Source organism: Paenibacillus macerans (assembly GCF_900454495.1).
Lineage (GTDB): Bacteria > Bacillota > Bacilli > Paenibacillales > Paenibacillaceae > Fontibacillus > Fontibacillus macerans.
The window spans coordinates 1,165,930-1,177,842 of record NZ_UGSI01000001.1 but is presented as its reverse complement, the minus strand read 5'-3'; the positions used below and the strand labels follow the sequence as shown (position 1 = coordinate 1,177,842).

Annotated in this window: 6 protein-coding genes; all 6 read right to left on the bottom strand. The window is 57.1% G+C overall.

The annotated features are described in order from the left end of the window. Positions 1–157: 157 nt before the first annotated feature. The 6 genes from DYE26_RS05360 to DYE26_RS05335 all read right to left on the bottom strand — a co-directional run bounded on the left by DYE26_RS05360 (position 158) and on the right by DYE26_RS05335 (position 11,602). Complete coding sequence (locus DYE26_RS05360) at positions 158–1,546, bottom strand: amidase (protein ID WP_036622831.1); 1,389 nt, start codon at positions 1,544–1,546, stop codon at positions 158–160. Between the two features lie 194 nt (positions 1,547–1,740). Beyond that, positions 1,741–4,587 (bottom strand): FIMAH domain-containing protein, encoded by a 2,847-nt coding sequence (locus DYE26_RS05355; protein ID WP_240534230.1) that lies wholly within the window; start codon positions 4,585–4,587, stop codon positions 1,741–1,743. Positions 4,588–4,757: 170 nt separating this feature from the next. After that, positions 4,758–6,365, bottom strand: coding sequence for a DUF3502 domain-containing protein (locus DYE26_RS05350; protein ID WP_036622830.1), 1,608 nt, complete (start codon positions 6,363–6,365; stop codon positions 4,758–4,760). Between the two features lie 214 nt (positions 6,366–6,579). Continuing rightward, positions 6,580–7,491 carry a carbohydrate ABC transporter permease gene (locus DYE26_RS05345; protein WP_036622828.1) on the bottom strand — a complete coding sequence of 304 codons (912 nt, stop codon included), beginning with the start codon at positions 7,489–7,491 and terminating at the stop codon, positions 6,580–6,582. 199 nt (positions 7,492–7,690) lie between these two features. Further along, positions 7,691–8,560 carry an ABC transporter permease gene (locus tag DYE26_RS05340; protein ID WP_051985866.1) on the bottom strand — a complete coding sequence of 290 codons (870 nt, stop codon included), beginning with the start codon at positions 8,558–8,560 and terminating at the stop codon, positions 7,691–7,693. 123 nt (positions 8,561–8,683) lie between these two features. Further along, positions 8,684–11,602 (bottom strand): beta-galactosidase, encoded by a 2,919-nt coding sequence (locus DYE26_RS05335; protein ID WP_051985427.1) that lies wholly within the window; start codon positions 11,600–11,602, stop codon positions 8,684–8,686. Between the last annotated feature and the right edge of the window lie 311 nt (positions 11,603–11,913).

Here is an 11,913-nt window from a genome sequence, read left to right as displayed (position 1 = left end):
GGCTCGTTTTCTGTGGCTGTCGTCGGACATCCTTACCTTATTATGGTCAATGCGTTCTGAAAAATTCAGCAAACCAGCCAGTGATCTCCATTCTTTCAAGCAAAGAGCACCCGCCGCGCATATGCGGCGGATGCCCGAGACCATGTTCCCCTCTGCATCATTCCGAAATATATCCGGCGCAGACTCTATCCCGCTCCCGGTAAAAATCCCCAAGCTGATCCTGCTCATAGGCGTAGCCCGCCCGGATCAGCAGATCCTCCCGGCCGCGGGCGGCAACCAGTTGCAGGCCGACGGGAAGACCCTCGGAGGTTAGGCCGCACGGAATCGACAAGGCCGGCACCTCCGCCATATTGAAAATGCCGGTGTAGCGGGTCATCGCGTCAAAAACGCTCTCCGTATAGGGGCCGAACCGCACCTCGTCGACGCCGATTTTCCGCGCCGGAATCGGAATGGTGGGCGTGGCCAGCACATCGATGTTTTCCCGGAACAGGCGGGCGAATTTTTCCGCATACCGTTCCTTCGCCTTCAGCGCCTCGATATAGCGCAAAGCGGTGATCTCCAGCGACGATTCCAGCAAAGCTCTCGCATCCTCTCCGTATTGGGACAGGCAGCACTCCATCCTGCTCCGGTGGACATAGCCGGCCTCCGAGGCGGCGATGGTCAGCGACGTTTCGGCGTTTCCGGCCACAAACGACACGTCCGTGTCGATCAGGATCGCGCCGAGCGCCTCCAGCGCTTCCAGGGCGCGCAGGTACAGACCGTAAGTTTCCGGATCGATGCGCTCGTTAAAATAACTGGTGGGTACGCCGATCCGCAGCCCCCGAACATCTGTCTTCAGGTCGGGCAGATAAGACTGCCCCAGCATGGCCCCGGCCAACACCGCCAAATCGCTCATCGTGGACGTGATCGGACCGACATGATCCAGCGTCCATGATACATAAAACACCCCTTTTGTCGGCACCTTACCGTAGGTCGGCTTCAGGCCGATGACGCCGCAGGAAGCTGCCGGGATGCGTACCGAGCCGCCCGTATCCGTACCGATCGAAGCCGCGGTCAAGTCGGCGGCCACCGCCGCCGCCGATCCGCCGCTGGAGCCGCCCGGCGTATATTCCCGATTCCATGGATTGTGGACGGGACCGTAGTGCGGATTGTTGGAAGTTACGCCGAGGGCGTACTCGTGCAGATTATTTTTGCCAAGCAGAATGGAATCCTTGAGCAGCAGCTGCTGAACGACCGCCGCATTTTTATAAGGCACGTTATAAGCGTCGATGGAAGAGCCGTTGGTCGTGCGGATTCCTTTGGTGTCGATGTTGTCCTTGTAAGCGAGGGGGATGCCGTACAGCGCACCGGTCTGTTCGCCGGCCCTGGCTTTGGCCTCAAGCCGTTTCGCTTCCAGAATCGCCCGCTCCTTGGCGATCGTAATAAACGAGTTCAACGCCGGATCTTTGAGCAAGATTCGTCCCAAATACCTTTTTGTGATTTCCAGCGGGGTAAACAAGCGGCCGGCGTAACCGGTTTGCAGCTCCCTGATCGTGATTCTCCCCATTTGAAGCCTCTCCTTTCTACCAAAACCCGATGAAAGTGAGAGAATGCGATTGCGTGCATCCTCTCTTGCAATCTATTCGGAAAATGATAGAAAGGTATGGGCCAACCCTTTTTCATAGGTTCGTAGGAACGGGAATGCTGTACGGAACGAGAATCTTAGGGAAAACCATTTAGTTAACTCAATTAATCATTTATTCAGTTATCGAGACTTGGTGTTCCTTCTTCAGTCCATTGGCGGATCAAAACCTCGGCGTCCGCGTTCAGGACGGCCCTTGCGTGTTCATCCCCTTCCCGGGCCAAAGCCGGATTGTTCAGGTGCTTCAGGAAATCGCGCATATGCTTAGCCGCTTTATCGGGGCGGCCTTTATCCAACTCGCGCCGCGCCTGTTTGAGGTTGTTGGCGAGCGGCTTGACGAGAGGGCGGCTGAGCTCCGGCGCAAACCGCTCCAACAATTTGGTCATGGAGGCGATGCTGGTCGTGACATGAAATTCGAAGGTGCCCTTGAGCTCGTTCCCCGCCGCATCCGCCACGCTGATTTCGGCAACATGGCGGCCGACTTTCCCTGCCAAATCGATTTCGACGCTGGTTCCTTGCGTCAAATCCACCGTGTATACGGCTCCCGTCACAGTAATCTGCGCCGATATAAGATCCGACATGTTATCGGACACTTCGAACGTCAACGGCGCGTAGTCATCAAAGGAATCCCCTTCCGCCAGTTCGGCTCCGCCCGCGAGCAGCTTAAATCCCGGCGGCGTTTGATCCTGCCGCAGCGGCAGCGCCGCGGATAAGGGCGATTCGCCTGACAGATCCGTGTGGCTGATCTTATAGTAATAGTTCGCCGCCGGATTCAGGCCGCTGTCCGTAAACTCCGTTTCCTTGCCATGGTAGACCGGTTCGTACGTTCCGTCTGCGCGGGTGGACCGGTACAATGTGTAAGCTAGCGCGCCGAGCGTCCTGTTCCAGCTAAGCGAGGCCGAACCCGCGTTCTCCTCGTGGGCGCGAAGCCCTTGCAGCGGGTCCTCCGGCAGCGAATCGTTCACAATCATGATCCAGTTGATCAGCGGATCCTGGGCCGCCGTGTTTCGCACCGTGATCTCGATCGTCCCGTCCGTCACATCCGCGGCATGACCGTACACCCGGTTTGCAATGAAGGTGATCGCCGTCTTCTTTTCCCCGTTGATGTATAAGTCGGCTTTGCGCGTACTGTTTCGCCAGATGTCGTTAAAGCCGGTATAAACCGTGTAGGTTCCGTTATCAACCTTGAATTTATAGGTTAGATCGGTCCCGGCGGGAGAGTTGACGACGTTGCCTCCGTTCAAATACCTTAGAGTCGTAAAAATATCCCCGCTCTCCGCACCGGCCGGTTTGGAAGCTGTCCCAAGATACCCCCAAGCCGCGGGATCGCCCGGATCGTACGCTTGTTCCGGCGTGCCCTTGTTGAGCAGCGCCGCTTCAAGGTAAGAGGTCATCAGCCGGTAATCGCTCGTCTCCTGACCGCCGCTGTTCACGAAATAAATCGTGTTTGTCGGAACGGCGTACAGGCTGAACTGCAGTGTTTTGCCGCCGAATTCCGGCAGCGTTGCCTGCAGCGAATAAACGCCCGGCAGCGCAAACGTACCGGCACCCAAAGGCTGGCCGCCAACGGTCCAAACGACCGGTGTCGTTATGGAAGCCGAAGCGCCGTGCGGCGTCACCTCGATTTCGCTCGGCAAATTCAGAAGCGTGCCGGTTTCAATCACTTCCGGCAGTTCCACTTTGGCTTCCACACCGCCCATATGGTCCAAGATATCCGGCGTCCAGCTGCTATACCATTTGATCGAGATGTCCGTCCCCTGGCCGAATTCGATCGGCAGCCAAATGTATTTCGCGCCGCCGTTCGCCGAAAAATTGCCGCCGTTCCAGTTGTCGCCCATATAAATGAACTTGCCGCGTTCCGGATCGACCGGAATCACGTTTGTCGTCTGCGAACCGAAAGCCTTGGCCGGATCGGGATCGCTTGGCGACGTGCGCACAAACGGATTTTTCAGCGGCGACCACGGTCCGAAAATATCACCGGCCACGCTGAACATATTTTCGTTAGGGGACCATCCGGTCGCGCCCGAGGTCAGCAAATAATACTTGCCGTTATATTTGAACACGGCCGGCGCTTCGCGCACCCCTCCGGGGAATACGCGCACATAATCCTCGCCGTAAACGCCTTTGTAAACCGCATCGCGAACGGGATTGCCGTTTTCGTCCACGTTCCCGTCTTTATGCCAGCCGACTACGTCCGAATAATCGTCGAGCAGCTTGGAAATGTAAATCGTCCGGTTTTCTTCGCTGGAGTAAATCAGATAAGCCGTGCCGTCGTCGTCCTTGAACAGGTTCATATCCCGCGCCATACCCGGGTTGCCGGGCTGATAGTCGACCTGATCCGGCGGGCATTGATCCATGCGGTAGCTGCGCTGGTAAACGAACGGCCCTGTCGGCGAATCGCTGATCGCGTATCCGGCCTGGGCCTTTCCGTAGTTTTGCGCGTTGTTTTCGGGATTTTTGTCCCCGTCGATATGGGCCCACATCACGTATTTCTGCGTTCTTTCATTATAGATGACCTTGGGTCTTTCAATGATCCGGCCAACGCGAATGTCCGCCCAGATGTTGTAAGTATCCGTCCGCCCGGCGTACAGCTCGGAAATAAGCGGATCGTCGGTAAAATCGGCCATCGATTTCACCATCGTCAACGCCATGCCTTCATCCTTCCAGTTCAGCAAATCCGCCGAAGAATAGACGCGCACCCCGGCCGCCGGCCAAGCGTCTTGATGGTATTCACCGTACCAGTAATATTTTTGCGTCTTGTCATCGAACATCACTCCGGCGCCATGGGCGTCGATCGGATCGCCGTTTGTATCCGCCCAGATTTGGTCCGGCGTAAACGCCGTTCTCACCGTGCTCGCCCCCAGCGGTTCGGACTGGGCCGAAACGTTAGGAACCGGGCCAAAATGAACTAAAACCAACGCAGCGACAAGGAAAAGCAATAAAGGTTTGGCGAGGCGTTTGAGCATCAAAATATAAATTCCCTCCTTGAAATGAAATGGTTGCTCTACCCGGGATAACGGAGAGCTGACGCCCATCGGCATCCGCCCTCCGTCTCGCGTTTTGCGTGAACTCCCGGCCAGCTATCCGCTGCATGACGGCGAGCGGTCTACCGGATCAGCAGCGCCGATCGCCGAGGTCACTCGCCCAGCTGCGCTTTATACGCGTCCAGTTGCTTTTGCAGCTCGGCCAGCACTTTGTCGTACCCGGCCTGCTTCAGTTTGCTGCGGAACTCCTCCACCGCCGCTGCCGGATCGCCCGCCTTGCCCATTACGATCGCCGGACCAAGTTCCCCGGTTACTTGCGAAATCGCCGTCAGCTCCGCTTCCACGGGCGTCTTGTCGAACACGAATTGCCCGTAAACGTAAGGCTTTTTGATCTTGTCGTATTCGGCGTACAGCGTCTCTTCGATCTGATCCCAAGTCGTTTCGCTCGAAATTTCAAACTTGTCGACCCGGCCGCCCCAGAAATCGGAGTAGAAGTTGTCTCTGACGTCGTCATACCCTTCGGGACGGGCGCGTTTGCCGTCCTTGATCACGTATTGCACCCCTTCGATGCCGTAGTTGAGCAAGTGGTAAACCTGCTCGTTGTTGCGGATCAGGTCGTAGGCCATCAAAGCTCGCTCCGGGTTTTTGCTGTGCGCGCCAACCGAGGTGCCGCCGTGCGTGATCGACAGCTCCATCAGGTTCGTGCCGCGCGTCCGGGAGAACGGGAACATTTGCAGCTCCGATCCTGGCTGCAGCCGGTCCATCTCCACCCGCAAGCCGGAGAACGTCTGGGTGTGATGCTGGTCAAGGCCGGACAGGCCCGCCTTCAACGCGTCCCGGTTATTGTTTTTGTTGTTCAGCGCATCCTCGCGCCAGAAGCCTTTGTCGGCCCAGCTTTTCATCATCGTCGCGTAGTCCAAGAACACGTCCTCAAAAACGGGGCTGACGACGGTAAATTTCTCTTCATAAGATTTGGCCGTGTAGACCGGCAGGAAACCGGTCGAGATCGGCAGCTCCAGCTCGTCGGTGGAGGACTGCACGAATCCGCCCCATGTCTGCGTGCCCGATGCGGCGTCCCAGGGAATGACGTCCGGTTTGTTGTCCTTGATATACTGCAGGTACTTCCCGATGCCTTCCCAATCCTTGATCGGTTCGGTGATCCCGGCTTCCTTCGCCCAGTCGCCGCGGTAGAAAAAGCCGTGGTTTACCCACTGCGTGTAATCGTTTTCCGGAATCAGCACGATTTTGCCGTTGTACATGCTTTCCTTCCAATCTTCCTCGGGAACCGACTTCCACGTTTCCGGCGCGTATTTGGGCAGCAGCTCATCAAGGTTCATAAACGCGCCGCGCTGCGCGTTGCCCCACGTGTCCAGCCAGTCCGTGCCGATCGTGATCAGATCGTACGGCTCGCCGGAAGCCAGCGCGAGATTGTATTTCGTCTGCCAGTCGGCCCATTCGATCCATTTCCATTCCAGTTCGGCGTTGATCTTTTCCTTCATGATTTTGTTCACTTCGGCCAGCACCTTTTCGAACTGCCCGTTTTTCGGCTTGTCGCCGAGCACCAGATAGCTGATCTTGACGAACTTCGACGTGTCGATATCTCCGCTGCCCTCCGCGCCGGGATTCGCCGAGTTCCCCCCGGAATTGCCGGCGCTCCCTTTCGCGTCTCCGCCTCCGCCGCCATTGCCGCCGCACGATGCCAGCACGAACACGAGCATCGCCGTCAGCAGCAGGCTTAACCCTTTTTTCCACTTGCTCATGGAATTAAACCTCCCTTTTGAATATGTGTTGAGGTTGTTCAAAAAGTCATCTTTTGATCACGAAGCGGATTCGGCATCGAATCTTGAATTCACCCGGTCCTTCCGTTGCTCACGCAGGCCCCCCTACGCTCCGCTGCTCATTCCCTGGCTTTATCCAACCTTCTCGGTGCGGAGAACCTGACTTCTTGAACTCTCACTTAAACGCATGACCTCCTCAGCCTTTGACCGCGCCGACCGTAATCCCTTTGATAAAATAGCGCTGCACGAACGGATAGAACAAAATAACCGGCCCCGTCGCCACGATCGCCGTCGCCATCTTCATCGATTCGAGCGGCACGTCGCGCAGTTCCACGTTGGAAGCCGCCGCCGAGTTGCGGATAAAGTCGGCGCTGGTGATCACGTTATACAGGAACAATTGCAGCGGCCGGTACTTCACATCCGGCGACAGGAACAGCATCGAGTTGTACCATTCGTTCCAATAGCCGAGGGCGATGAACAGGCCGATCGTGGCCAACGCCGGCGTCGTCATCGGCAGGATCAGCCGCACGAAAATCGTAAAATCGCCGGCCCCGTCGATTTTGGCGGATTCGGTGATCGCATGCGGAATCGAACGGACGAAGCTTTTCATCATGATGATCAGAAACGGGCTGAGCAGCCCCGGCAGCAGCACCGCCAGATAGTTGTCTTTTAAACTCAGGTACTGCGTCACAAGCAGATAAAACGGCACCAACCCGCCGGAAAACAGTGTCGTAAAATATATGAAAAAAGAAATTTTATTGCGGTACTGGAAATCGGGCCGCTGCAGCGCGTACCCGGTCATGGCCACCAGGAACAGCCCCACCGCCGTTCCCACCACGGTGATGCCGATCGTCACGAGGTAGGAGCCGACGATGAGCCCCGGGTTCTCAAACACGATTTTGTAGGAAAACGTGCTGAACTCCCTGGGCCAAAAATTGAAGCCGTATTTTTTGATCGCCGCCTCCGCCGTAAAAGAAGTGCCGAGTACGAGCAGAAACGGCAGCAGACAGAACAGCGAGAACAGTCCGATGAACACGTAGCCGACCAGTTTGACGACGATCCCGCTCAAATCCGTGCGGATGCTGCGGGTTTCGTGGGTATCATCCATGCGCGCCGCCTCCTAGAAATGGTTGTTCAAAGAGTCATCTTTCCATGACGAAGCCTTTCTTGAAGTGAACTCGACGTCAAATCTTGAATTCAGCCAGGCTTTCCGTTGCTTACGCAGGTTCGCCCTACGCTCTGCTACTTTCGTCTCTAGCTTCATTCAACCTTATCGATCCTGAAAACCTGGATTTTCTGAACTCTCACTAAAAAAGAGAGTTGTCGGGGGAGATTTTTTTGACCAGCCAGTTGGCCGTGATCACCACGAAAAAGCCGAACACCGACTGGTACAGGCTGACCGCGCTGCCGATGGAGAAGTTGAAGTTGGTCATGAGCGCGCGGAATACATAGGTTTCGATAATGTCCGTCGTGGCGTACAGCGCTGTGTTGTTGGCCCCGACGAGGTTGAAGAACAGGCCGAAATTGCCGCGGAGAATGCCGCCCAGCGAGAACAGCAGCAAAATGATGAACGTCGGCTTCAGCCAGGGGAGCACGATGTAGCGGATGCGCTGGAAGGCGTTCGCCCCGTCGATCTCCGAAGCTTCGATGATTTCGTTGTCGAGCCCCATAATCGCCGCGAAATAGACGATCGAGCCGTAACCCGTCGACTGCCATAAGTAGGTCAGCACGATAATGTAAGGCCAGATGCTGGCATTGGAATATGTTTTGACCGGGTCCATGCCAAGCGAGGTTAAAATGCTGTTCAGCAGCCCGTAATCGTAGCTGAGCACGTTGTACGCGATCAGGCCGATCAGCACCGCCGAAATGAAATGCGGCAGGAACATGAGCGTCTGGGTCACTTTTTTGAACCATTTCTGGCGGATTTCGTTAAGGAAAACGGCGACGACGATTTGCAGCACGTTCCCCAGCAAGATAAAAGCCAGATTGTACACGACCGTATTAAAAGTCAGCCGCCACAGGTCCCCGGTCATCACGAGAAATTTGAAATTGTCGAAGCCGAGGAACGGACTGCGGAAAATGCCGTCCGTGTAGTTGTATTTAATGAACGCAAGATACAGGCCCGGCATTGGCAAATAAGCGAACACGATGAAAAACAGGATGGCCGGCAGACACATCAGCAGCAGCGTTCGATTGTTGCGGAAACGTCTCCAGCGGCCGCTGCCATGAAGCGGCTGGCGGCGATGCCGCCCGGTGTGCGCCTGCGTTTGCGAAGCGGTTGCCATTTACGGCGCCTCCTTTCATACCGGTATAAAATCGAGCGACTCCAGCTTTCCGTGAGCCTGCGGATCAACGGCCTCAAGAAAGATGGATAGCGGTTCGCCTTCCGCGCCGAGCCATGGACCCGGCAAATAAAACGAGTCCGCGCTGCCTCCGGCGATCACCGGCCTTGCCGCACCTCCCGGGAGCCACAGCCGGCCGACGATCCGCTCGCCCATGAACACCGTGAGCTTCAGGCCGGAGCCGGCTGCTCGGACTCGCCAGCCCTTGCCCGCCGCAGAGCTTTTCACGCGGCCAAACAGCCAGCCGGCGGCGCCGGAAGCGAGCGTCAGCGGCAGCTCCTGCGCAGCGGCGGACGCTTGGGCCGCTTCGGCGCTGGCCGTTAGCTGCGGCTCCTCCGCGGCGAAAACGGTGAACCCATTGGCCGCATAACCTTCATAAATGATGACGCGTCCGGCGGATTGCCCAAGGGTTCGCTTCAAGTACACCGTCAACCGGACGGTTTCGCCAGGGGTAACGTAAGGGGTGATATCGATGAACGGATCGAACCGCCGAACCGGGCCCGCATCATTCCCGTTGACTTCGAGCCGCGCCTCGGCCTCCAGGCCCTTAAAATGCAGCACCCACGCCGCGGCGCCTGACGACGGCTCGAACTCCCTGCGGAAAATTTCATGCGACCGCTGGTCGGCCGTCAGCCAACCGCCAAAGCCGACCAGCGGCCACAGCGATTCATCGGCAGGGTCAATCCTGGCGATCTTATCCGTCTTGTCGATCATCTTTGCCTTATCGATCATCTCTGCCTTGGCGGTCTTGCCGGTCCTGGCGGTCCCGCGGACTTCCGCAACGCCTGCCCCGATCGCCTCAGCCGCCCGCTGGAATACGCGCCAGTTGGAGCTGATGTCGCGGACGCGGGTAACCGCCGTGAGTCCGCCGATGCCCTTCAGCGCCGGCAGTCTGAGTCCCGGAAGCCGGGCATCGTCGAAATTGGTGTGCCCCCAAATTTCCGCCCGGACTTGCAGCCCGAGCGTCCCCCCTGGGAAATCCTCCATTTCGGCCGAAATAAAGGCGCTCCTTCCTCCAGGGGTCGCCGTTCCGATGTACCGGCCGCCCGCGTACAGCGAAATGACGTCGCTGCCTTGGCGGACAAGAAAACCTCTGATTTTTGCGCCCACCGGCACTAAGGCGGATGCTTCGTACCAAGCAAACCCCCGGTAAACGCCCAATTGCTCCAGAAACGGTGCCTGCGAGCTTGCTTCGCCGACCTTGTCAGCATACCCACCCAGCTTACCTCCATCCGCCAAGCTTAAGCGCCAGTTCCCAGCAACGTTATCTGCGGGCTGCTCCGTTTCGGCTGACGGCAGGGTGACTGTAATCTTGCCGTTTATCGAGATACTCTCGGTATAAAGCGCTTTCAAATAATCGGTGACGATCAAGGTCAACAACCTTCCATCCTCCAAGCGGATTCGGCACAAAGCCGTCCCGGTCCCGGCAAACCTGACGCGCAGCTGGCGATCCGTTTGTTCAAGCGTCGCCTGTTCCGCCGCTGCCGACGCCACCGGCGCATCGATCGCCAGCGCTATTTCCCCGCTTCCCGCCGCATGGAAAGCCAACACCGTTCCCCCTTCCTGCCGCTCCGCCATATAAAGCTCGGCCGTCGAATAAACAATACGTCCTGGCAGGCCCCAAACGGACAAGGGCACATCGACCGGCAAAGCCAGGGATCTTAAGCCGCAAAGCTTCAGTGTTCCGGAGGACGGGAGAAGCAGGCCTTCATCCGCCGCTCGCAGCGCGATCCGCTTGTCGCGCTCATCCCCATTGGTGATGAAAACAAGCTGACCGCCGCCTGCCAGCCCCAGCGCAAAGGGGCCAAAAACATGTTCCGTGTCCCCCTCGGCCTTCCACGCCGGCTTCGCGGCAGGCTCCGCTTCCGCCAGCGCCGCTCCGTACGCGCGGATCAGCCTGCCGAGCAGCCTGCCTTCATAAGCTTCCGGACGGATATGCCCCTCCGGGGAGATCATGCCGCCGAAATCGTAATCCGAGGCGAGGAACGCCAGCGGTTTACCCCAATTGTTTGTTGCGTTCGTAAATCCGAAATTCGTCCCGGATACTTGCAGGTACGGCCCGAGCAGCTTGGCCCCGGCCGACAGCAGCCGGCGCAGCAGGTAATGGGTGCGGTTCGTCTCCGTCACCAGCAGCGGAACATGCAAATCGGCAAGCTTCTCCCGGTAATGAAGCGCCTTGCTCTCGAATTCGGGATCGCGGTCATGCGGGTAAAAATTGCAAGTCGGCACCACGCCTTCCGCCAGCCCCGAGGCTTGAAGAAGCCCGCCCTGTCCGGCGCACGCGGTGAGCGGAACCCGGATTCCATACGTCAAAGCAAGATCGCGAAGCGCGGAAATATACCCCTTGGGGTCGTCGCAATCGTAAAAATCGAGCTCATTGTCCAGTTGCACGCAAATCACGCTTCCCCCTGCACCGGCTTGCTGCTTTTGCAGGATCGGCATGATTTTGTCATACCACCTGCCGACATGCTCCAGGAAAACCGGATCGTTATCCCTTAACTTCATCGGCGGCTGTTTGGCGTAAAGGTAAGCCGGCAGCCCGCCTCCGTCCCATTCGGAGCAGATGTACGGCCCGGGCCGCGCGATCACCCACAGTCCGGCTTCGGCGGCCAGGCGCAAAAACGTTTCCGCATCCCGCATCCCCTCGAAATCCCAAACGTTTTCCCGCCGTTCATGAAAGTTCCAAGGAAAATAAACATCGATACTGTTGTAGCCCAGCGCTTTAACCTGCTCCATCCTCTCCCGCCAATGTTCGCGGGGGATTCGGAAGTAGAACAGCGAAGCCGACAAAAGGAGCACGCTCTCCCCGCCGATTCGGACGGCATTGCCGCCAAAGCTTACGGCCGCTTCGGAGCGGACACGGATACGGATACTCAAGCTTGAATCACTCCTCGCCAATTTTTGCTGAATTTTAGTGAAACCCATTTCATGAAACCCGTTTCATTATATGCAAAAAATAATTTTTGGGCACCATGGCCACAGCGAATGAAACGGGTTTCATTTCTGGAATGGCCACACAGAGGTCTGAAATTCGGAAAAATGCTTTGAAAGTCTCAGGGGTAAAAATAAGCGCAAAAACGGTCGTTATTCCGGCGATATCAGGCAATTCGCGAGAAATAAAGGGAAATTATACCGCTTTTTCCCCAGTCGCAAGAAAATCCCCTCGTACTGGGCCATTCTTAGGAAAA

Excerpts from the sequence above, each read along its gene's own strand:
- DYE26_RS05360 (WP_036622831.1), bottom strand. The coding sequence starts at position 1,546 with ATGGGGAGAATCACGATCAGGGAGCTGCAAACCGGTTACGCCGGCCGC.
- DYE26_RS05355 (WP_240534230.1), bottom strand. The coding sequence starts at position 4,587 with ATGCTCAAACGCCTCGCCAAACCTTTATTGCTTTTCCTTGTCGCTGCG.
- DYE26_RS05350 (WP_036622830.1), bottom strand. The coding sequence starts at position 6,365 with ATGAGCAAGTGGAAAAAAGGGTTAAGCCTGCTGCTGACGGCGATGCTC.
- DYE26_RS05345 (WP_036622828.1), bottom strand. The coding sequence starts at position 7,491 with ATGGATGATACCCACGAAACCCGCAGCATCCGCACGGATTTGAGCGGG.
- DYE26_RS05340 (WP_051985866.1), bottom strand. The coding sequence starts at position 8,560 with ATGTGTCTGCCGGCCATCCTGTTTTTCATCGTGTTCGCTTATTTGCCA.